15 protein-coding genes are annotated in these 21,989 nt (G+C 67.5%); 5 read left to right on the plus strand and 10 right to left on the minus strand.

Annotation, left to right across the window (positions count from 1 at the left end; all coding sequences use genetic code 11):
* Positions 1–104 precede the first annotated feature (104 nt).
* The 9 genes from VRZ08_RS21685 to mutY all read right to left on the minus strand — a co-directional run bounded on the left by VRZ08_RS21685 (position 105) and on the right by mutY (position 11,159).
* Complete coding sequence (locus VRZ08_RS21685; RefSeq protein WP_414533863.1) at positions 105–1,160, minus strand: YeeE/YedE family protein; 1,056 nt, start codon at positions 1,158–1,160, stop codon at positions 105–107.
* Positions 1,161–1,363: 203 nt separating this feature from the next.
* Entirely contained in the window at positions 1,364–1,669 is a 306-nt protein-coding gene (locus tag VRZ08_RS21690; protein WP_107346047.1) for a DUF3240 family protein, read from the minus strand.
* Positions 1,666–4,755, minus strand: a complete 3,090-nt coding sequence (locus VRZ08_RS21695; RefSeq protein ID WP_414533864.1) for an efflux RND transporter permease subunit — start codon at positions 4,753–4,755, stop codon at positions 1,666–1,668. Before VRZ08_RS21695 ends, VRZ08_RS21690 begins: the two co-directional genes overlap by 4 nt.
* Positions 4,756–5,862, minus strand: a complete 1,107-nt coding sequence (locus VRZ08_RS21700) for an efflux RND transporter periplasmic adaptor subunit (RefSeq protein ID WP_414533865.1) — start codon at positions 5,860–5,862, stop codon at positions 4,756–4,758.
* 195 nt (positions 5,863–6,057) lie between these two features.
* Positions 6,058–7,380 carry a methyl-accepting chemotaxis protein gene (locus VRZ08_RS21705; RefSeq protein ID WP_414533866.1) on the minus strand — a complete coding sequence of 441 codons (1,323 nt, stop codon included), beginning with the start codon at positions 7,378–7,380 and terminating at the stop codon, positions 6,058–6,060.
* Positions 7,343–7,879: a PAS domain-containing protein gene (locus VRZ08_RS21710; protein ID WP_107346051.1), complete on the minus strand. Its 537-nt coding sequence runs from the start codon at positions 7,877–7,879 to the stop codon at positions 7,343–7,345. The genes VRZ08_RS21705 and VRZ08_RS21710 overlap by 38 nt, the downstream gene beginning before the upstream one ends.
* Positions 7,880–8,046: 167 nt before the next feature.
* Entirely contained in the window at positions 8,047–9,321 is a 1,275-nt protein-coding gene (locus tag VRZ08_RS21715) for a methyl-accepting chemotaxis protein (RefSeq protein WP_414533867.1), read from the minus strand.
* Between the two features lie 10 nt (positions 9,322–9,331).
* Positions 9,332–9,865: a PAS domain-containing protein gene (locus VRZ08_RS21720; protein WP_107346053.1), complete on the minus strand. Its 534-nt coding sequence runs from the start codon at positions 9,863–9,865 to the stop codon at positions 9,332–9,334.
* A gap of 166 nt (positions 9,866–10,031) precedes the next feature.
* Entirely contained in the window at positions 10,032–11,159 is a 1,128-nt protein-coding gene (gene mutY, locus VRZ08_RS21725; RefSeq protein WP_414533868.1) for an A/G-specific adenine glycosylase, read from the minus strand.
* A gap of 28 nt (positions 11,160–11,187) precedes the next feature.
* On the opposite strand from mutY, the gene VRZ08_RS21730 reads away from it, so the two are divergent.
* The 4 genes from VRZ08_RS21730 (at position 11,188) to VRZ08_RS21745 (ending at position 17,817) form a co-directional block, all read left to right on the plus strand.
* Positions 11,188–11,667, plus strand: coding sequence for a DUF721 domain-containing protein (locus VRZ08_RS21730; RefSeq protein WP_414533869.1), 480 nt, complete (start codon positions 11,188–11,190; stop codon positions 11,665–11,667).
* 144 nt (positions 11,668–11,811) lie between these two features.
* A complete protein-coding gene (locus tag VRZ08_RS21735) occupies positions 11,812–12,486 on the plus strand; it encodes a DsbA family protein (protein WP_107356997.1) in 675 nt (224 codons plus the stop codon).
* Positions 12,487–13,136: 650 nt separating this feature from the next.
* Positions 13,137–16,601, plus strand: a complete 3,465-nt coding sequence (gene smc / locus VRZ08_RS21740) for a chromosome segregation protein SMC (RefSeq protein WP_414533870.1) — start codon at positions 13,137–13,139, stop codon at positions 16,599–16,601.
* A 235-nt stretch (positions 16,602–16,836) separates the two neighbouring features.
* Entirely contained in the window at positions 16,837–17,817 is a 981-nt protein-coding gene (locus tag VRZ08_RS21745) for a small ribosomal subunit Rsm22 family protein (protein ID WP_414533871.1), read from the plus strand.
* Here the strand turns inward: VRZ08_RS21745 and VRZ08_RS21750 are convergent, their stop codons facing one another.
* Complete coding sequence (locus VRZ08_RS21750; protein WP_414533872.1) at positions 17,818–21,063, minus strand: autotransporter domain-containing protein; 3,246 nt, start codon at positions 21,061–21,063, stop codon at positions 17,818–17,820.
* Between the two features lie 298 nt (positions 21,064–21,361).
* Between VRZ08_RS21750 and VRZ08_RS21755 the strand changes: the two genes are divergently transcribed.
* Positions 21,362–21,913, plus strand: a complete 552-nt coding sequence (locus VRZ08_RS21755; RefSeq protein WP_414533873.1) for a LemA family protein — start codon at positions 21,362–21,364, stop codon at positions 21,911–21,913.
* Positions 21,914–21,989 lie beyond the last annotated feature (76 nt).

A 21,989-nucleotide genomic window follows, 5' to 3' on the forward strand; every position in this document is an offset into this window, starting at 1 on the left:
GGCGCGCGTGAAACGCGTGAACCCGGAATCCCGAGATGGCTCGAAGAGAGATTCCGGGTTCGCGAGCTGCGCTCGCGCCCCGGAATGACTCTGGCGTGAGGGACTCACCGCGTCGCCAGCGCAGCGACCGGCGCGGAGCGGCGGATGCCGAGCGCGGCGCCGCCGACGATGCCGGCCACCGCGATGAACGACGGCAGCGCCAGCGTCGACAGGCCGGTGAGGCCCTGCCCGACCGAGCAGCCATAGGCCATCGCACCGCCGGCGCCCATCAGCGCGGCGCCCAGCGTCGAGCGCAGCATGTGCGGCGCCGAGGTGAAGCCCTCCAGTGCGAACCGGCCGGTGAGTAGCGCAGTCGTGGCGCTGCCGGCGAACACGCCGACAGCAAGCGCAACGCCGAAGCTCAGCGTCAGGCCGGTCGAGAACATCGCGTATTGCAGCGTATCGGCCAGCGGCGCGACGAAGCTCAGCGAGGTCGCCGGGATCGGGTTGAACTCGTCGGCGCCGAAGTAACCGGTCGCGAGCCAACCGGCGACGACCAGCAGACCGATCACTGCACCCGCGGTGATCTGGCCGGTGGCGCGACGGAACGAGCGGTCGGAGAATGCGAACACCAGCAGCGCACCGGCGGCGATCAGCACCGCGGCGATCTGGGCGAAGGCCTCACCGACGCCGAGCGCGCCGATCAGCGACGGCACCGAGACGTGCGGCGGCGATACCTGAGTCCACTGCAGGAAGGCGAGCCGCGCCGGCGCGATCAGGCCCTTCAGGGTCATCTGCGCAGTGACGGCGATGATCCCGACCACCAGCAGGGAGCGGAGGTTGCCCTTGCCGAGCAGCACCAGCGCGCGCGACGCGCAGCCGTTCGCCAGCACCATGCCAAGGCCGAACATCAGGCCGCCGAGAAAGATCAGCGGGGCGGAGAACGACGGCTGCAGATACAGCGACTTGCCGATGTCGACATAACCGAGGCCGGAGATCAGTTGCGTGCCGACGATCGCGACCGCCAACGCCACCGCGTAGCTGCGCAGCTTGCGGCCGTCGTCCTTGGTCCAGTAATCGCGCAGGCCGCTCATCAGGCAGAAGCCGCTCAGCAGCCCTGCGACGCCAAATGCGGCGCCGATCGCAAAACCCAACGCGATCACCAATTCGGGCATCTGCATCGACCGATCCTCCAGCCGGCGCGCCAATTGGCCGCGCCTTTCGAGGCTGGATGTACGCATCCCTCGGATACCGGTAAATACGGCCTGAAAATTAAGCAGGAAGTTGCCGGGGCCTTTCGGGGTGGAGAGAATCATGCTCTCGGGAAGGCGCGAAAGGCGAAATTATTCTCCGGGTTCCGATGCGGAACCGGCGGCCTGCCCGCCTACAGCGTCCCGACAGCGGGCGCAGGCACGATCCGCCAACGCAGACCGCGACCGCCGAATTCATCCCCGATCGTGTCGAGCAGGCCGCGCAGTTCGGCGTCGTCAGCCGTGACGACGATCTCGACCGACAGCGTGTGACCGCGGACCTGTTCGACCACGCTGTCGTAGTCGACGTCGCGGCCATAACCTTCGACCTCCCGCGCTGTGAAGCCGACGCGCGCGGTCGGCTCGTGTGACAGCATCGCGGCGATCACGTCGTCCTTCAGCGCCACCGGCACCAGCAGGGTCAGCACCATCGCGCTCATGGCTGGACCTCCGACGGTTTCGGCGGAATCCCGAAGCGGCGATACAGCACCGGCAGGATCACCAGCGTCAGCAGCGTCGAGGTGACGAGGCCGCCGATCACCACCACCGCCAGCGGCCGCTGCACGTCGGCGCCCGGACCGGTGGCGTAGAGCAGCGGCACCAGGCCGAACGCGGTGATACTCGCGGTGAGCAGGATCGGCCGCAGCCGCCGCTGCGCACCGATCTCGACGATCTGATCCGGCGGCAGGCCCTGGCTGCGCAGCATGTTGAAATACGACACCAGCACCAGACCGTTCAGCACCGCGATGCCGAGCAGCGCGATGAAGCCGACCGAGGCCGGCACCGACAAATATTCGCCGGTGATCAGCAGGCTGAACACGCCGCCGATCAGCGCGAACGGGATGTTGATGAACACCAGCAGCGATTGCCGCAGCGACGAGAAGGTGACGAACAGCAGCAGGAACACCAAAGCCAGCGCAATCGGCACCACGACGCCGAGCCGAGCCGCGGCGCGCTGCTGGTTCTCGAACTGGCCGCCCCAGACAATGCTGTAGCCTTCCGGCAGCTTGACCTTGGCGGCGACCGCCGCCTTGGCTTCATCGACGAAGCCGACCAGGTCGCGGCCCGAGACGTTGCTCATCACCAGTGCCAGCCGCTTGCCGTTCTCGCGGTCGATCTTCACCGGCCCGTCGATCCGCTCCAGCTTGGCGACGTTGGCGAGCGGCACCGACTTGCCGTCCGCGAGTACCAGATTGATGCCGGCGAGCCGCGCCGGCGACTCGCGGAGCGACTCGGTGCCGCGGATCAGCACCGGCGTGCGGCGACCTTCTTCGACCACGATGCCGGCCTGACGGCCTTCGATCTGGGTGCGCAGCGCCTCGGTGAGCGCATCGACATCGAGCCCGAGCCGGCCGGCCTGCAGCCGGTCGATGCCGACATTGTAGTACTCGAAACCTTCGTTCAGCGTGGTGCGGACGTCTTCGGCGCCCTTCAGCGTCTTCAGCGTCGCGGTGATCTGCTCGGCCAGCCTGTTGAGCGTCGGGATGTCGGTGCCGAAGATCTTCGCCACCACGTCGCCGCGGGCGCCGATGATCATCTCCTGCACCCGCATCTCGATCGGCTGGGTGAACGAGAAACCGATGCCCGGAAAGCCGGCGAGCGCCTTGCGCAGCTCGCCCATCAGCCAGTCCTTGTCGTGCGGCCGGCGCCACTCCGCCTCGGGCTTGAGGATGATGTAGGTGTCGGTCTGGTTGAGGCCCATCGGGTCGAGGCCGAGTTCGTCGGAGCCGACGCGCGCCACGATGCTCTTCACCTCCGGCACCGCGCCCATCACCGCCTGCTGGATCCTGAGGTCGAGATTGACGCTCTCCTCCAGGCCAATCGACGGCAGCTTCTCGACGCTGATGATCGGCGTGCCTTCTTCCATCGTCGGCATGAAGATCTTGCCGAGCTGCGCATAGGCGAACACGGTGGCGACCAGCGCCAGCGCCGACACGGCCAGTACCGCCTTCTCGTGATTCAGCGCGAACCGCAGCACCGGCGTGTAGCCGGCGCTGATCTTGCGCACCAGCCAGGTGTCGCCGTGACCAGCGGTCTTCAGTAGCAGCGACGCCAGCACCGGAATCACGGTGAGCGCCAGCAGCAGCGACGAGCCGAGCGCGAACACGATCGCCAGCGCCACCGGGATGAACAGCTTGCCTTCCAGCCCCTGCAGCGTCAGCAGTGGCAGGAACACGATGACGATGATGCCGATGCCTGAGGTGACCGGCACCACGACTTCGCGCAGTGCCTGGTAGATCCGGTGCAGCAGCGGCACCTGCGCGGCGTGCCGATCGTGCGCCAGATGCGACACGACGTTCTCGACCACCACTACCGCGGCGTCGATCAGCATGCCGATCGCAACCGCGAGGCCGCCGAGGCTCATCAGGTTGGCCGACATTCCGGCGAAGCGCATCAGCACGAAAGTGGCGAGCGCCGACAGCGGCAGCGTCAGTGCCACCACGAGCGCGGCACGCCAATCGCCGAGGAACAGGATGAGCAGCACGATCACCAGCACCACGGCTTCGAGCAGCGACTTCGACACCGTGCCGACGGCGCGGCCGACCAGGTCGCCGCGGTCGTAGAACACGTTGAGCGTCACGCCCTTCGGCAGCGTCGGTTCCAGCTCCTTGAACTTGGCGCGAACGCCTTCGACCACGTCGCGCGCATTGGCGCCGCGCAGGCCGAGCACCAGGCCCTGCACCGCTTCGCCCTGGCCGTCGCGCGTCACTGCGCCGTAGCGGGTGATACTGCCGATCCGCACTTCGGCGACGTCACGCACCCGCACCATGCCGCCGTCGCGCGACGCCAGCACGATGTCGCGCAAATCATCGAGCGTGCGGACCTGACCGTCGACCCGGACCAGTAGCACCTCCTCGCCGGCCGACAGCCGGCCCGCACCGCCGTTGCGGTTATTCTTCTCGATCGCCTTCTCCAGCATATCGATGGTAATGCCGTGCGACGCCATCGCCAGATTGTCCGGCACGATCTCGAAGCTGCGGACGAAGCCGCCGAGCGAATTGACGTCGGCGACGCCGGGCAGCGTGCGGAGCGCCGGGCGGATGGTCCAATCGAGCAGCGTCCGCCGCTCGGCCATCGTCAGGTCGCCGCCCTCGATGGTGAACATGAACATCTCGCCGAGCGGCGTGGTGATCGGCGCCAGACCTCCGGTGAGGCCGTCAGGCATGTCCTTGATCGCGGCCGCGAGCCGTTCGGCGACCTGATTGCGCGCCCAATAGATGTCGACGCCGTCGGCAAAATCGATGGTGACGTCAGCGAGGCCGTATTTGGTGGTCGAGCGCAGGATGGTCTTGTTGGGGATGCCGAGCATCTCGAGCTCGAGCGGCATCGTCACCCGGGTCTCGACTTCCTCGGGCGTCATGCCCGGGGCCTTCATGATGATCTTGACCTGGACCGGCGAGACGTCCGGGAAAGCATCGATCGGCAGATGCCGGAACGCCAGCACGCCGGCACCGATCAGCAGCAGCGTGGCGAGCACCACCAGTAGGCGATGCGACAGCGAAAACTCGACGAGACGGGTCAGCATTCACTCGACCCCGCCGAGTCCCTGCCAGGCGCCCTTCAGCGCGGCGATGCCGCGCACCGCGATCCGCTCGTCGCCGCGGAAGCTGCCGCTGACCACCGCAAATTGCGGCAGCTCCTCGCGGATCTTCACCGGCGTGGCGACGAAGCCGCTGTCGGTCTGCACGAACACGAAGGCGTCCTTGCCCCGCCGCACCATCGCGCCGCTATGCACGCGCCATTCGGCCGAGCCGCTGGTGATCGGCGCGATCTGCGCTTCGACCACCTGGCCGGGCCGCAAGTCGGTATCGGGCTCGTCAAATTGCGCGCGGACGATCACCGTCTGCGAGGTCGGCTCGACGCTGGAGCCGATCGACACCACCTTGCCGATGCAATCATGGCCGCGCAGCGTGACGCGGGCGCCGACCGCGAAATCCTCCGCCCGCAGCGCCGGCACCTGAATTTCGCCCCACAGCGGCGCGAGCTGCACCAGCTTGAACACCAAAGCCAGCGCCTCGACGGTCTGGCCGGGCGTGGTCGGACTTTCCAGCACCACGCCATCGATCGGCGCGATCAGCGTCAGCCTGGGATCGAGCTTCTGGCTCGCCGCCAGCTTGTCGACCGCCGCTTCGGTCATGCCGTAATGCAGCAGCGCCTGGCGGCGCTCGGCCGCGGTCGCGCGGGCTTGTTCATATTCGCTCTGGGTGACGATGACCTGCTTCTTGGTCACGGCGCCATAAGGTGCAAGCTGCTCCTCGCGGTCGAGATTGGTCTTGAGCAGCCGCTCTTTGTTGTAGGCGACGAGATATTCGGCCTGGGCATTGGCGAGCGCCGGGCTCTGGATCTCGGCGAGCAGATCGCCGGCCTTCACGACTGAATCGGTGCGCACCAGCAGCCGCTCGATCCGGCCGCCGAGCGGCGCATTCATCAGCCGGCTGCGATCCGGCGGCACCGCGATCTTGCCCGGGAAGCTGAGGCCGGCCGCGGCAGGCTGCTTCTCCAGCGGCGAGGTCTCGATCCCGACCCGCTCGGCCTGCTGCTTGGAAATCGACAGCTCGTCGCCGGCATGCGCAGTCGCGCAAGCCAGCACAGCGGCCATCAGCAAAGTCGGAATCGTCGAAAGGCGGAGCATGGGTCTGTCACTGGCACCTGTGCCGGCCTGGGATGCCGGACGCGCCGGCTCCCCGCAGCCGCCGCAACGAGCTGCTTTCCTATGCTACCGCGCCTGACAGGTTGCTGACAGGCCCATCCGCCGCCAGCGTCAACGGCCGGTATGCGCAGGCAGAAGCTAACTGCCAGTGATTCTCAGCAAGCTCCAGGCTGCCGTTCAGGCCGCGCGCTGGGCCAGCATGTCGGCTCGAACCCGGGCGAGATAGTCGCGGATCCGGTGCGCCAGCATTTCCGACTGCGACGACAAATCGGTCGAGGCCGTCATGGTCGAGGCCGCGTATTGCTCGGTGTCGCGGGCGCTCTCGGTGACGGTCTGGATACTGCCGGTGATCTCGCTGACCACGTCGTAGGCCAGCTCGATGTTCTTGGCGATATCGGCCGTGGCGGCCGACTGCGCTTCGGCGGCACCGGCGACAGCGGCTGTAATGTCATCGACTTCGCTCATCACCGAGCCGATCTCGCCGATCGACTGGCTGACGAGGTCGGCGGCGCTGTGGACGTGTTCGACCTGTGCCTCGATCTCGCCGGTGAACTTGGCGGTCTGCTCGGCCAACGCCTTCACTTCGGCGGCCACCACCGCGAAGCCGCGACCGGCCTCGCCGGCGCGCGCCGCTTCGATGGTGGCATTCAGCGCCAGCAGGTTGGTCTGTCCGGCGATCACTTCGATCGACTTCACAACTTCGGAGATCCGTTCGGCGACGCTGCGCAGGCTGGCGACGTTGGCGGACGCTTCCGACACCCGGCTCACCGCGCGGCTGACCACCTCGGCGGAACGGCCGATCTCGGCGCCGACCTCGCGGGCGCTCGCCGACAGTTCGGTAGTGGCGGCGGCGACGCTGCGCATGTTGCTGCTGGCGTGCTCGGCCGACGCCGCGACCGTGGTCAGGCGCTCGCGGGTGAGCGAGGCGCCGCTGGTCAGGCTGCCGGCGGTGTCACGCATGCCGCGGGAATCTTCGTCGAGCGAGGACACCACGCCGGTGACAGCATTCTCGAGCTGCTCCGCCTGTTGGGCGAACGTGTTGATCCGCTGCTCGATACTGTCAGTGGCGGCGTTGATGGTCTTGGCGCCGCGCAGCAGCGCGCCGTGCAAGCCGCCGGGCAGGATGCGGCGGAAGTAACGGCGGTGCTGCACCGCATCCATCGCGGCGGTGGCCTCGCGCACAAAGGCGTCGCAGCCGTCGATCACGTCGTTGACGGCGCGCAGCATGTCGCCGGTGCGGCCATTGTCGGGAATCCGCAGGATGCGGGCTTCGAAGTCGCCGGCGGCAATTCGCAGGCAGACCTCGCGGGCCTGACTGATCAGGCGCGTGGTCTGCACCATGCGATACAGCGCCAGACAGCTCGCCAAAATCGCAAAGCCCTGGATCGTCATCGCCGCCGGACGATAGTCCAGCGCCTCCAGCGCCAGCGCGATCGACGATGCGACGATGATGACGGCGAGGTTAAGCTGCGCTTTGGAGAGCGAACATAAGTTCGTCATAGCTGACTTTCTTGGAGGCGACGAAATCGGTCAGCGCCTTGAGGCCGGCCTCGACCGCCTGCTTGCCGTTGGCGTGACCCTGCTCGACCCGCAGCACCTCGGCGTAGAGCGGCGCGATCGCATTGGCGACCACGCTCGGATCCGGCGTGCGACGGTTGGAGTGATAGGCGACGATGTTGCCGTGCTGGTCGAACGACGGCGTGATATGCGCGAACACCCAATAATGGTCTCCGCTACGCGCCATGTTCTTGACGTAGCCGAAGATCTCGCGGCCGGCCGCGATGGTGTCCCACACCAGGCGGAACACCGCGCGCGGCATGTCGGGGTGACGAATGATGCTGTGCGGCTGGCCGAGCAGTTCCGCCTCGCTGTAGCCGGCGATGTGGCAGAACGTGCTGTTGGCGTAGGTGATGCGGCCCTTCAGATCGGTCTTGGAGACGATCAGCTCACCCGCCGGAAAGAACACTTCCTTGCCGGTCGGGCGGATTTCGACAGCCATCGCCTTTCTCCTCGGAGGGCACGCCTCTGTTTTAGGTAAGTTCAGGGGTTTGACTTTGTCTTAAAGCCTACGCCTCACGTCACGCCGTTGGGCCAAACACGTATTCGTACGAAGCCTCTCGATGGAACCCGGCGAGCCCGACGATCAGTTCGCCGGCCTCGCTGAGGTCATGCGGCTCGTTGTTCCACCAGTTCCTTGCGGACCTGGCCGAGATAGCCGTTGATCTGCTGAGCAAGCTGCTCCGATTGCGACGACAGCTGCGCCGAGGTCGTCATCGTCGACGCCGCCGCGCGTTCGTTGTCTTCGGCATTGCCGGCGAGCACGTGAATGGTTTCGGAGATCTCACGCACCACCGCGAACGCCTCATCGATATTGCGGGCGATCTCGGCGGTCGACTGCGACTGCGCGCCTGCCGCACCGGCGACTTGACGAGTGATGCTGTCGATCTCAGCGATGACAGTGCCGATCTCGCCGATCGAGCTGCTGACCGCGCCGGCGGCGCCGTGAACCTGGCCGACCTGCGCTTCGATCTCGCCGGTGAACTGCGCGGTCTGCGACGCCAACGCCTTGACCTCGTGCGCCACCACGGCGAAGCCGCGGCCGGCATCGCCGGCGCGCGCCGCTTCGATCGTGGCGTTGAGCGCAAGCAGGTTGGTCTGGCTGGCGATCGCTTCGATCGCCTTGACCATCTCGCCGATGTTGTTGGCGACCTGCTTCAGCGCATCGACATTGCCGGTGGCTTCGCCGACGCTACTCACCGCCCGCGCGACGATCTCGGCGGAGCGATCGATCTCGGCACGTACGCCGCTGGCGCTCGACGTCAGCTCCGACGTCGCCGAGGCGACCGACTGCATATTGGCCGCGGCCTGTTCTGACGCAGCCGCGACCGAAGCCAGCTGTTCGCGTGCCGAGGACGCGCCGACCGTCAGCGTGCCGGCAGTGTCTTTCATTTCGGCCGAGCCTTGGTCGAGCGCGGTGACGATCGCGCTCGTGGTCGCCTCCAGCTCCGCGGTGCGGCCTTCGAAGCTCTTGATCCGCCGCTCGATGTTTGCGGCGGCCGTATTGATGGCGCCGGCGCCGTGCAGCAGCGCACCGTGAAGGCCCCCCGGCAGGATGCGGCGGAAGTACTTGTTGTGATGCATCGCGGTCATCGCCGCGGTCGCCTCGCGAACGAAGGCGTCGCAATCGTCGATCATGTCGTTGATGGCGCGCAGCAGCGTACCGGTGCGGCCGTCATCCGGAATGCCGAGAATTCGTGCTTCGAAATCGCCATCGGCGATGCGGCGGCAGACGTCGCTGGCTTCGCCGAGCAGCCGCCGCGTCTGGCTGATGCGGAACAGCGCCAGCCCGGCAAACGCCATGACGACGCCTTGGATCGCCATCGCGGCGACGTAGTACTCGAACACGCCGCACACCACCGCCGCGCCCGCGGCGACGATCAATCCGGCGACGTTAAGCCGCGCTCTTGAGAGAGAACATAAGTTCGTCATAGGAGGCCTTCTGGGAAGCGACGAAATCGGACAGGGCGCGAGAGCCGGCGGCGAGCGCCTCTTTGGCGTTGCGGTGGCTGCGCTCGGTGCGGAGGATTTCGGCGTAGAGCGGGATGATCGCGCCTTCGAGCACGCCGCGATCCGGCGCACGCCGGTTGGAGTGATAGCCGACGATCCGCCCCGTGCCGTCGAACGACGGCGTGACGTGCGCGAACACCCAATAGTGGTCGCCGTTGCGCGTCATGTTCTTCACATAGGCGAAGATTTCGCGGCCCTGCTGCACGGCGTCCCACAGCAGCTTGAACACCGCGCGCGGCATATCGGGATGGCGGATGACGTTGTGCGGCTGGCCGATCAGCTCCGCCTCGCTGTAGCCGGCGACATCGCAGAACAGGCGGTTGGCGTAAGTCAGCCGCCCTTTGGTGTCCGTCTTGGAGACGATCAATTCAGAAGCTGGGAAGAAGGCCTCCCGTCCGCTGGGCGTGACGTGGCGCATAGATGACCTCGATGGAACTCATTTGCGCCTGCTCGTTATTCGCAGAACTGTTGCGAATGGGTTTATTCCACCAAAGGTGAATTACTAAAGTTCATATTATTGATGTACGCACCATCCAGATACCGTTTCCGAGGCGTCTGACAACGATAACCGGTATCTTGATGCCTTAATCGCCGAGGCCGTGGGCGATCACCTTGCGCATCAGATTGGGCAAAGCCTCGTCCGACAGCGTCGAGATCTGCGCCCAGCGCATGCCGGCGGGGGCCCGGGTCGCGGCCGAGGCATGCGCCACATACACGGTCAGCTCCAGCGGGAAGTGCGTGAAGACGTGGCTGACGACGCCGGCTTTGCGGTGCCAGCGAGTGACGCCCTTCAGCGCGGGGGCCTGGGCCTTGGCTTCGGTCTCGTCCTGATCGGCCAGCCAGTCGGAATTCGGCACCTCGGTCATGCCGCCGAGCAGGCCCTTGGCGGGGCGGCTGCGGACCAGCACCTGGTCGCCGCGGATCACCACGAAGGCGGCGCCGCGGCGCAGCGCCCCGGTCTTCTTCGGCGCCTTGCGCGGGAAGCTCTCGGCATCGCCGCGCAGCCGCGCGACACAGCCTTCCATCAGCGGGCACAGCGCACAGGCCGGCTTTTTCGGCGTGCAGATGGTGGCGCCGAGATCCATCAGCGCCTGGGCGCTGTCGCCGGCGCGCGACGGGCCGAGCAGCGTCTCGGCCAGCGCCTTGATGCGCGGCTTGGCCTTCGGCAGTTCGTCCTCGACCGCATATAGCCGCGACACCACCCGCTCGATATTGCCGTCGACCGGCATCGTCCGGCGGCTGAACGCGATCGCCGCGATGGCGGCCGCAGTGTAGGGCCCGACGCCCGGCAGAGCCCGCAGCCCCTCCTCCGTATCGGGAAAGCGTCCGCCATGCTGGCGCGTCACCGCCACCGCGCAGGCGTGCAGATTGCGGGCGCGCGAGTAGTAGCCGAGACCGGCCCACATCTTCAGCACGTCGTCAAGTGAGGCTTCGCCCAGCGCCGTCACCGTCGGCCACCGCGCCATGAACTTATCGAAATACGGCCCGACCGCCCGCACCGTGGTCTGCTGCAGCATGATCTCCGACAGCCACACCGCGTAGGGATCGGCGGTCGCGCCGGGCGGCGCCCGCCACGGCAGGCTGCGGCGATGCCGGTCGTACCAGGCGAGCAGCGCGGCGGGCCGCGCGCGCAATGAAGCGTCTGCCGGGTCGTGCTCTGCTGTGATGACCGGGGATTGTTTCCGCCGCGGCGCCGCGCCTGCTAGACTCATGAGCGGTATCGTCGCAAAGCGTCCCTGCATGAGCAAGCCCGGCCCGATCACCGCCAAGCCACTGTCCGGCCTGTTGGGCGCAACGCTGTCCGAAGCGTTCGCCAAGCAGGGCTTTGCGGCGCGCGAACTGGTGACGCGCTGGTCCGCAATCGCCGGGCCTCAGATCGCCGCGCATTCCGAGCCGCTGAAGATGCAGTGGCCGCGGCCGGTCGACGGCCAGCCGGTGGAACCGGCGACGCTGGTGCTGCGGGTCGAAGGCCCGATGGCGCTGGAGATCCAGCATTCTTCCGACCTGATCCTGGAGCGGGTCAACCGCTTCCTCGGCTGGAATGCGGTCGGGCGGATCGCGCTGCGTCAGGCGCCGCTGTCGCGCCGGCCGCGCAAGACCGTGCCGCCCGGTCCCGATCCGGCGGCGGTCGCCCGCGTCGCCGCGACGCTCGACCAGGTCGCCGATCAGGAGCTGCGCGACGCGCTGGCGCGGCTCGGCGCGACGATCAAGCGGAAGTGACGCCGGCGGTTTTGGCGGTGTTCAGGCCCGGCATTGCCACAATTGTTGTTTCAAGCTAGCGACAATCCCAAGGTCGTGCGGCTGGAAGCGCCGCTGACGTGTCGTTGTCCGCGGCGTGTCCCGCCGAACTGGAGCTGTTTGCCGATGATCACGCGCCGCACTTTTACCGCCGCCTTGTCGCTGACCGGCGTATTCGCCGTCGCCGGCGTCTCGCCGTTCCGGCTGATCGATTCGGCCTTCGCCCAGAGCAAGGAAGCCGCGGCGGCCGCCGATGTCGCCAAGCCGATGTCGCTGCCCGACATGGCGCTCGGCCCGAAGGATGCCGCCGTCACCGTCACCGAATACGCCTCGCTGACCTGCTCGCACTGCGCCGCGTTCAACGAGCAGGTCTATCCGCAGATCAAGAAGGCCTACATCGACACCGGCAAGATCCGCTACGTGTTCCGGGAATTCCCGCTCGACATCAAGGCCGCCGCCGGCTCGATGCTGTCGCGCTGCATCGCCAAGGAGGATTCCGCCAAGTACTTCGCGGTCACCGACGTGCTGTTCAAGAGCCAGACCGAGTGGGTGCTGAAAGACACCACCGAACAGCTCAAGCGCATCGGCAAGCAGGCCGGCCTGTCGGGCGAAGAGGTCGAAGCCTGCCTGAAGGACCAGAAGCTGCTCGACAAGATCGCCGCCGACCAGAAGTACGCCAACGAAGTGCTGAAGGTGAACGCCACCCCGACCTTCTTCATCAACGGCGAAATGCTGCGCGGCGAGAACTCGTTCGACGAATTCGCCAAGCGCATCGACGCCCTGCTGGCGAAGAAGAGCTGAGGCGACGGCGTTCTCTGCCTTGTGCCAACACTGCGCGCGATCCCTTCACCACCGTCATTGCCGAGCTTGACCCGGCAATCAATCTCCTTCGCAAGACGGCCTTCCAGTTAGCGCGCTGACGCGCGATAGATCCGCGGGTCGAGCCCGCGGATGACAGGATAAATCCCCTCTCGTTGGTCATTTCGGGGCGCGCCACCGGGTCCGGCCTTCGGCCGGCCCGATGACAGGCTCCGCGCGAGCCGGGATTCCATATCCCCTGCGCTGCTGATCGATCGAAGTTACGTTCGGCAGATCATCGCAACCGCGACCTCACGGCTTATGGATTCCGGACTTGCGCGCAACGGCGCGCAATCCGGAATGAGGAACGTTGCGTCAGCAAGCCTTTCAGAGAATGGGCAATAGCTGGTTGCGACCGACACCGTCGGCGCCACTCCGAAATCCCCAGATTTATCGCGCTTTTTCGGCGAATCCCGCCGTGGAAAAGCCCGCTGGCGTGGTTGCTCCTGCCTTAATCGGCCGCCATTGTCGCCGGCTAACGCTGCTGCCGGCTGCGAGCGAGTTGCGACCGGGCGGGACAACCTATGGTATTGTCCGGCTTGAGAGATTCGCTACAGCCGCGGGAACCTGCGGCCCATAGAGCATCGGACCAGATGAAACTCACGCGTCTCCGCCTCCACGGCTTCAAGTCGTTCGTCGAGCCCACCGACTTCATGATCGAGCCGGGTCTGACCGGCGTGGTCGGGCCGAACGGCTGCGGCAAGTCCAATCTGGTGGAAGCGCTGCGCTGGGCGATGGGCGAAACCTCGCACAAATCGCTGCGCGCCACCGACATGGACGCGGTGATCTTCGCTGGCTCGGGCAACCGTCCGGCGCGCAACCACGCCGAAGTGGTAATGTCGATCGACAATTCCGATCGCACCGCGCCGGCGGCGCTGAACGATGCCGACACCCTGGACATCTCGCGCCGGATCGAGCGCGAGGCCGGCTCGGTGTATCGCATCAACGGCCGCGAAGTTCGCGCCCGCGACGTGCAGCTGCTGTTCGCCGACGCCGCCACGGGCGCCCGGTCGCCGGCGCTGGTCCACCAGGGCAAGATCGGTGAAATCATCCAGGCGAAGCCCGAGCAGCGCCGCCGCGTGCTGGAAGACGCCGCCGGTGTCGCCGGTCTGCACGCCCGCCGCCACGAAGCCGAACTGCGGCTGAAGGCGGCCGAAACCAACCTGACCCGCGTCGAGGACGTGATCGGCCAGCTCTCCACCCAGGTCGACGGCCTGAAGAAGCAGGCGCGCCAGGCGATCCGGTTCCGCGAGGTCGCCGCCAAGGTCCGCAAGACCGAGGCGATGCTGTATCATATGCGCTGGCGCGACGCGCAGGCCGAGGTGGGCGCCGCCGCCGAGGTGCATGATCTCGGCGTGCGCCAGCTCGCCGAATGCACCCGCGTGCAGGCCGAAGCCTCGCGCATCCAGGCCGACCGCGCCTCGATTTTGCCGAGCCTGCGCGAGGCCGAAGCCCGCGCCGCCGCCGGCCTGCAGCGGCTGATCAACGCCCGCGAACAGCTCGACCGCGAAGAGGTCCGCGCCAAGGAGCGCGTGGTCGAACTGGAGCGGCGGCTGGCGCAGTTTTCTTCCGACGTCGAACGCGAGCAGCGGCTGGCGATCGATGCCGACGCCGCGCTGGAACGGCTCGACACCGAAGACGTCGAGCTGCGCGAGGAGATCCTGGAGCGGGTCGAGAAGCGCAGCGGTGTCGACGAGCGCGTCGCCGAGGCCGATGCCTCGCTGAGCGAAGCCGAGCAGCTGTTCGCCGAACTCACCACCCAGCTCGCCGAGCTGACCGCGCGGCGCAATCAGTTCGAGCAGAGCGTCCGCACCCATCGCGACCGGCTGGCGCGGCTCGATATCGAGATCAAGAACGTCGAGAGCGAGATCGACCGGCTCTCCGCCGAGACCTCCGGCGCCGGCGACCTGACCGAACTCGCCGAAGCGGTCGAGATCGCCCAGGAGCTGCTGGCCGAGCAGGAAGCCGCGGTGCAGGCGGCCGAAGCCGCACAGACCGCCGCGCGGCAGACGCTGGACGGCTCGCGGGCGCCGCTGGTCGAAGCTGATAAGAAGGTGCAGCGGCTCGAGACCGAAGCCAAGACGATCAGCAAGATCCTCAACGGCGAGACCAAGAATCTGTGGCCGCCGATCATCGACGGCATCACCGTCGCCAAGGGCTATGAAAAAGCCATCGGCGCCGTGCTCGGCGACGATCTCGACGCTCCGGTCGATCCCTCGGCGCCGATGCGCTGGACCGATGTCGGCGTGCAGCCGGAAGACCCGGCGCTGCCCGAAGGCGTCGAGGCGCTGGCGCAGCATGTCACCGCGCCGCCGGAGCTGGCGCGCCGTCTCGCCCAGATCGGTGTCGTCACCAAGGAACGCGGCAATGAGCTGTGCGAACAGCTCAAGACCGGCCAGCGGCTGGTGTCGCTCGACGGCGACGTCTGGCGCTGGGACGGTTTCGTCGCCTCGGCCCATGCACCGACCGGCGCCGCCCGCCGTCTCGCCGAACGCGCCCGGCTGACCGACATCGAGAACGAACTCGAACAGGCCCGGATCGACGCCGCCGCCAAGCGCCAGGCGCTGGAGAGCGCCGAAGCCGATTTGAAGATGGCGGCCGCCGCCGAGACCGCCTCGCGCGAGAGCCTGCGCGGCGCCCGCCGCGAGGTCGACGCCGCACGCGAGCGCTTCTCCGCCGCCGAGCGCGAGGTCAACCGCCACGCCGCGCGCAAGTCGGCGCTGGCCGAAGCGCAGTCGCGCCTCGCCACCGACCGCGCCGAGGCCGAAGCCGCGCTGGAGAATGCCGAGGCGCAGATCGCCGAGCTGGAGCCGAACACCGAGGCCGAAGCCCGTCTCGCCGCGGTGCGCGGCGACATCGACGGCCGCCGCCGCATCGCCGCGCAGATCCGCGCCGAAGCCCAGGCGCTGGCGCGCGAAGCCGAGCTCGCCGACAAGCGGCTGCAGGCGATCGCCGCGGAGCGGATGGACTGGCAGAAGCGCAAGGCCGGCGCGGCGTCGCAGATCGCCACGGTGGAAGAGCGCGTCGCCGAACTCACCGCCGAACGCGCCGAACTCGACAACGCGCCGGAAGTGTTCGCCGAGAAGCGCAGCGCGGTGATCACCGAAATCGAATTCGCCGAGGCCGATCGCCGCGCCGCCGCCGATGCGCTGGCCGCCGCCGAGCAGGCGATGAGCGAGACCGACCGCCTGGCGAAGACCTCGCTCGAACAGCTCTCCAGCGCCCGCGAAGCCTGCGCCCGCGCCGAGGAGCGGATGGAAGCGGCCCGCCGCCGGCTCGAAGACGTTGAGCGCGAAATCCGCGATATGCTCGAGGTCGAGCCGCAGGCTGCCGCTCAGCTCGCCGAAATCGTCGAGGGCACCGAACTGCCGCCGCTCGCCGAGATCGAAGAGAGCCTGGACAAGCTGCGCCGCGACCGTGAGCGGCTCGGCGCCGTCAACCTGCGCGCCGAGGAAGAACTCAACGAGGTCGAGACCCAGCACGGCACGCTGGCGGCCGAGCGCGACGACCTGGTCGAAGCGATCAAGAAGCTGCGCACCGGCATCCAGAGCCTGAACAAGGAAGCCCGCGAGCGGCTGCTCGCCTCGTTCGACGTCGTCAACGGTCACTTCAAGCGGCTGTTCACCACGCTGTTCGGCGGCGGCGAGGCCGAGCTGAAGCTGATCGAAAGCGACGATCCGCTCGAAGCCGGTCTCGACATCATCGCCAAGCCGCCGGGCAAGAAGCCGCAGTCGCTGTCGCTGCTCTCGGGCGGCGAGCAGGCGCTGACCGCGATGGCGCTGATCTTCGCGGTGTTCTTGACCAACCCGTCGCCGATCTGCGTGCTGGACGAAGTCGACGCGCCGCTCGACGACCACAACGTCGAACGGTTCTGCGACCTGCTCACCGACATGGCGAAGACCACGGAAACGCGGTTCATCACCATCACCCACAACCCGATCACCATGGCCCGCATGAACCGCCTGTTCGGCGTCACCATGGCCGAACGCGGCGTCTCCCAGCTGGTCTCCGTCGACCTCCAGGGCGCGGTGGACATTCTGGATCAGAACGTGGCGTGAGCCGCGCTCGCGCCAAGGCAGTGACGCGGGGCAGAAGGATCAACGGATCCGTCATCGCCGGGCTTGACCCGGCGATCTATCTTGTTCGCAGATCATCTTCGTGCTGCGCGCTGCGCGCGCTGATGGATGCGCGGGTCAAGCCCGCGCATGACGTACCAATGAGCGGCGACACATCGAGCAGTTGTACTCCTGCGCTGCCGGCGAGACGCGGTGTCATCCGGCGAAGGGGGAGCTGTTGATCCCCCCATCCCTCCCCGCAGACCTCAAAGCCGCGCTGGAGCAGAAGCTGCACGGCCTGGCGCGTGCCGATGCGGCGGTGCGGGCGGAGCGGATTTCGCTGACCTATCGCGGCGGCGGCACCTCGGCGCCGATCACCAGCGAAGCCGACGCGCTGGCCTACGCGGGCGCGCGGATGCCGGCGACCTACGCGGCGGTGATCGCCTGTCTCAACGCGCTAACTGCCATCCGACCTGACTTCTCCCCGGCCACGCTGCTCGACGTCGGCGCCGGGCCCGGCACCGCGAGCTGGGCCGCGGCTCAAGCATTCGAGACGCTGCAGCGCTTCACCCTGCTCGACGCCAATCCGGCGCTGCGCAAGCTGGCGCTGCACCTCGCCGAAGCGACTCGTTTGCCCGCGATCGACTACCGGCTCGGCGACGCCGGCAAGGCGCTGGCCGATGCGCCGGAGGCGGCGCTGGTGATCGCCAGCTACGTCATCAACGAACTCGGCGACGCGGCGCGCGCCGCATTCGCCGACGCGCTGTGGCGCAACACCACCGATACGCTGCTGGTGATCGAGCCCGGCACGCCCGCCGGCTACCAGCGCATCCTCGCCCTGCGCGACCGGCTGATCGCCCAAGGCGCCCGCGTGATCGCGCCGTGCCCGCACGACGCCGCCTGCCCGGTGGCCGCGCCGGACTGGTGCCACTTCGTGCAGCGGCTGCCGCGCTCGAAGCTGCATCTGCAGCTCAAGGCCGCCGACGTCCCGTTCGAAGACGAGAAGTTCAGCTACGTGGCGCTGATGCGCGCTGCATTGCCGGAGCGGCCGGCGCGCGTGCTGGCGCAGCCCGAGCAGACCAAGGCGGCGATCACCGCCAAACTCTGCACGCCCGCCGGCAAGCTCGAGCTCGCCGTCGCCGCCCGGCGCGACAAGCCGGCCTATGCGCGGTTCCGGCGGCTGGCGTGGGGCGACACGCTCGAAGCCCAGGCCGACTGATCAGAACGCGACCTTGACCTTGCCGGTGACCAGGTGGGTGACGGAGTCGCTGCTGCCGACGATCGCATCGTAACCGATCGATACCAACGTCGCCTGCCCGAGCCGGCCGGTAACGCCGGTGCCGAACACGCCGCGGTCGCGGATGCCCTGGCCGGTGAAGGTGGTGAACACGCCCGGCAGCGTCGGCTCGACGAAGTTGGCGTCGATGCCGCGCACGCCGTCGCGGAATTCGTGCAGCCAGGCCAGCCGCAGTTCCGGCGTCAGCACACCGTTGCTCGTTTGCAGATCGTGCGCGATCCGCAGGCTGGCGCCGGATCGCAGCGACTCGGCACGGTCGGCCGCAACGCTCAGCGCGCTGATGCTGCCGGATTCGGTGAACGCATCGGTGGCCATGCGAGTGTATTGCAGGCTCAGTTCCGGCGTGACCACGAAGCCGCCGAACATCCGCAGGTCGGTGCCGATCGCGCCGCGCACCGTGTAATGATTGCCGTCGAACCGTGAGCTGTTGGCGCTGCCGAGCGCGACGCGGCGGTTGTCGTAGCCGTCCCAGCCATAGAAGCCGAGGAGGTTGGCGTACCACGCCGGCGCCCGGTAGCTGCCATAGCCGCCGATGCTGCGGCTGGTGATCTTGGTGGTGCTGCCGAGCGAATCCAGATCGCCGCTGGTCAGCGCGTAGCCGCCGAACGCGCCGACCACCCAGCGGTCGGAGACGCGCCAGTCGGCGCCGGCGACGACGCTGGCGGTGGTCGAGCGGGTCGCGCTGACGTCGGGACGCGCGCCTTCGCGCGAACTGCTGAGGCTGGAGCCGACGAACACGCCGAAGCCCGGATCGACCGCCGCACGCAGCGGCGGCGCCTTGGTGATCGGCGCATAGGCCAGCGCATCTGCATTGGCGCCCCAGCCGGAGGCGGTGAGCGCATCGCGCATGTTCCAGGCGCCGAGCGAGGCCAGCGTCCGTTCCATCGGCGAGCCGGAGGTGCCGAACAGGCCCGCATCGGCCATCGCCAGCGCCGCGCCGGCGCCGCCGAGATCGCTGCCGCCGCCGAACCTGGTCTGCATCATCCGCTGATCGATCAGCGTGCCGGTCTGCGACACCGAGGCCAGCGTCATCCGGCCGAGCGCCTGATACGAAGCCGGCGAAAGCTGAGCCAGCGCCGCGCCGACATCGGCCGCGCTCGCCACGCGGTCGATCATGGTCTGCGCATCGGCGCTCGCCGCGACGCTGTTGGAGAGATTGTCGAACAGCCAGGCCGGGCCGGCACTGCCGGGCTTCGACGGGCTGGCGAAGGCCGAGAACGACGGCGCGAAGGCGTTGGCCACCTCGAACGAGGTGTACAGCGTGCCGCCGATATTCACGGTCTGGCCAGCCGTGAGCTGCGCCCGCTTGGCGTCGGACAGGCCGACCTTGTAGTAGTTCAGCGTATCGGTGCCGGCGCCGCCATTGACCAGACCGACGATCCGCGAGCCCGGCAGAATGTTGACGGTGTCGTTGCCGCCTTCCATGTTCACGGCACGGCCGTTGTTGCCGATGATGGTGCCGGAGTTGGTGAGGACGTCGTTGCCCTCGCCCATCTGGATCGCCGAACCATCGCCGCGGATGAAGCGCGCCGAGCCGGTGCCGGTGTAGGTGACGCCATCGAGGGTGCCGACCGAGCCGGTGTCGGGCGTGCCGTTCTGCAGCAGCACCACGGCGTTCGGATCGGGGATCGCGCCGTTGCCGATGATGGTGCCGGCATTGACGATGGTGTCGTTGTCGGCGGCGGTGCCGGTCTTGTTCTCCAGCCGGATCGCGAAGCCGTTCTGGCCGATGATGGTGGCGCCAGCATTGTTGGTGATCGTGGTCGCCGCAACGCCGCTGCGGCTGCCGTCGGGGTTGGAATCGTTGTTGACGACGATGCCGTAGGACGCCCCCGAGATGGTGCCGAAGTTGATGATGGTGCCGCCGCCGATCGACAGGCCTTCGCTGTTGTTGAGCCGGCCGCCGGAATCGTAACCGCCCGCACCGGCGCCTTCGATGATGCCGTAATTGGTGACGGTGGCGGCGAAATCGACATCGACGCCATCGCCGTCGCCCGTGCCGCTGCCGTTATAGGCGCCGGTGATGCGGCCGTAGTTGACGACTGTGCCGGTGCCGTCGGAGCCGACGCCGGAGCCGTTGCGGCCGATGATGGTGGCGCCGGCCTCGTTGGTGACGGTGACATTGGCATCGGTGGTGATGCCGTGGCGGAAGCCCGAGATGGTGCCGCCGGACTTGTTGATCACCGTGCCCGAATGGCTCTGGAAGTCGATGCCGTCGTTGCTGCTGCCGACCGCACCGTCCGAATAGATCAGGCCGTAATTGGTGACGGTGGCGCCCTCGCCGGGCCGCACCGCGTCGGCCGAGGTCGAGCGGATCACGCCGGTGGCGCGGTTGATGATCTGGATAGTGCCGGAGGTCAGATCGTTGAAATCGATCGCCTGGCCGGTGCCGGTCGACGTGATGGTTCCGGCGTTGTCGACGGTGAAGCTGCCCGTGGTGATAAAATTGGCCGGATTGCTGGGGGTATTGGTGGTAACGCGGATCGCGTCGTCCTGCGACTGGATGGTGCCGCCGGCATTGTTGATCACCGTGAAGGCGGTGACGGTGCCAAGCGAGGTGACGCTGAGATTGATGCCGCGGTTGTTGCTGGCCGTGGAATCGATGAGGCCGCTGTTGTTGATCGTCGTGCTGCCGGAGCCCGGCCGGATCGCGTCGTTACCGAGCGCCCGGATGTTGCCGCCGGCATTGTTGTTGATCTGCACCGTGCCGGTCGCCGAGCTGTTGCTGGCGAAGTCGAACACCTGGCCGGTGTTGGAGACGATGGTGCCGGAGTTGTTGATCACCACCGTGCCGTTGCCGATCGAGGTGTTCAGCCGGAAAGCGTCATCGACCGTCGAAATCAGCGCGCCGGCGAAATTGTTCAGCGTCAGGTTGCGCGGCGGATTGGCACCCGAGGTATCGATGCCGCGATTGCTAGAGGAGATCGTGCCCGAGTTGTTGATGACCACGCCGGCCGCAGGACCGGTGAAGGTGACGGCGGTGCCGCTGACGTTCAGCGTGCCGCCGGACTCGACGGTGCCGGTATCGGTGCCGGTGACGGTCTTGGCGGTGGTGTCGGTGGCCCCGGAGGAGACGTCGAACGAAGCGGCGCCAGCCGGCAGCGAAACAGAGAGTACACCCAGACACGCAAAGACCATCCAGCTCGCGCCGGCACGCCACTTCAACATCGACCCACCCCCAAACTTGGGGCACTCCTAGGTTCGGCAATTGACAACGGGATGACGTTTGGACGACTCGCCGGCCGGCAGGATGCTGCGCATCGCACTGATGCGCATCTGCAACGAAAACATGGATCATGAGTTGTAGCTGACGTCGACACACTCCGTCGCGCGCAACGCCGAGTGGATTGAACATTCGCCCCGACAGCAGCGACCAACAGATGCCGTGCGGGTGGCGCGGTCCCTGCCGCGCGCGTGCCGTTCGGACGCTGAGGCTCAGGGTCTTGGTTGGATGGGAGCCGCCAATATGTGGATTTTTCTCGGCATCGTCGTCGCGGTCGCGCTGTATGCGCTGGTGACCTACAACCGCCTGGTGGCGCTGCGGCAGCGCGTCGGGCAGGCGTTTGCCGACATCGACGTGCAGCTCAAGCAACGGCACGATCTGATTCCGAACCTGGTCGAGACCGTGAAGGGCTATGCGGCGCACGAACGCTCGACGCTCGAAGACGTCGTCAAGGCGCGCAACGCCGCGATCTCGGCGCAGGGCCCCGGCCAGATGGCCGCGGCCGAGAACGCGCTGACCGCCTCGCTCGGCCGGCTGATCGCGCTCGGCGAGGCCTATCCGGACCTCAAGGCCAACGCCAATTTCCAGCAGCTGCAGGGCGAACTCAGCGACATCGAGAACAAGATCGCGGCGAGCCGCCGGTTCTTCAACAACGCCGTGCAGGAGTATAACACCGGCATCCAGCAGATGCCCGCCGCGCTGTTCGCCGCCCCGCTCGGCTTCACCCACAAGGACTACTTCGACCTCGGCGAGACCCGCACCCAGGTCGAGCAGGTGCCGCAGGTGAAGTTCTAGTTCGAACGCCTCTCGCTCCCCTCCCCCTTGCGGGGAGGGGTCGGGGGTGGGGGGCCACGAGCTCTGTGCTCGCGTC

The sequence above is a fragment of the Rhodopseudomonas sp. G2_2311 genome (genome assembly GCF_047501505.1).
GTDB classification, from domain to species: domain Bacteria; phylum Pseudomonadota; class Alphaproteobacteria; order Rhizobiales; family Xanthobacteraceae; genus Rhodopseudomonas; species Rhodopseudomonas palustris_H.

Excerpts from the sequence above, each read along its gene's own strand:
- VRZ08_RS21690 (WP_107346047.1), bottom strand. The coding sequence starts at position 1,669 with ATGAGCGCGATGGTGCTGACCCTGCTGGTGCCGGTGGCGCTGAAGGAC.
- VRZ08_RS21750 (WP_414533872.1), bottom strand. The coding sequence starts at position 21,063 with ATGTTGAAGTGGCGTGCCGGCGCGAGCTGGATGGTCTTTGCGTGTCTG.
- smc (WP_414533870.1), top strand. The coding sequence starts at position 13,137 with ATGAAACTCACGCGTCTCCGCCTCCACGGCTTCAAGTCGTTCGTCGAG.
- VRZ08_RS21700 (WP_414533865.1), bottom strand. The coding sequence starts at position 5,862 with ATGCTCCGCCTTTCGACGATTCCGACTTTGCTGATGGCCGCTGTGCTG.
- VRZ08_RS21710 (WP_107346051.1), bottom strand. The coding sequence starts at position 7,879 with ATGGCTGTCGAAATCCGCCCGACCGGCAAGGAAGTGTTCTTTCCGGCG.
- mutY (WP_414533868.1), bottom strand. The coding sequence starts at position 11,159 with ATGAGTCTAGCAGGCGCGGCGCCGCGGCGGAAACAATCCCCGGTCATC.
- VRZ08_RS21705 (WP_414533866.1), bottom strand. The coding sequence starts at position 7,380 with ATGACGAACTTATGTTCGCTCTCCAAAGCGCAGCTTAACCTCGCCGTC.
- VRZ08_RS21755 (WP_414533873.1), top strand. The coding sequence starts at position 21,362 with ATGTGGATTTTTCTCGGCATCGTCGTCGCGGTCGCGCTGTATGCGCTG.
- VRZ08_RS21720 (WP_107346053.1), bottom strand. The coding sequence starts at position 9,865 with ATGCGCCACGTCACGCCCAGCGGACGGGAGGCCTTCTTCCCAGCTTCT.
- VRZ08_RS21685 (WP_414533863.1), bottom strand. The coding sequence starts at position 1,160 with ATGCAGATGCCCGAATTGGTGATCGCGTTGGGTTTTGCGATCGGCGCC.
- VRZ08_RS21730 (WP_414533869.1), top strand. The coding sequence starts at position 11,188 with ATGAGCAAGCCCGGCCCGATCACCGCCAAGCCACTGTCCGGCCTGTTG.
- VRZ08_RS21695 (WP_414533864.1), bottom strand. The coding sequence starts at position 4,755 with ATGCTGACCCGTCTCGTCGAGTTTTCGCTGTCGCATCGCCTACTGGTG.
- VRZ08_RS21735 (WP_107356997.1), top strand. The coding sequence starts at position 11,812 with ATGATCACGCGCCGCACTTTTACCGCCGCCTTGTCGCTGACCGGCGTA.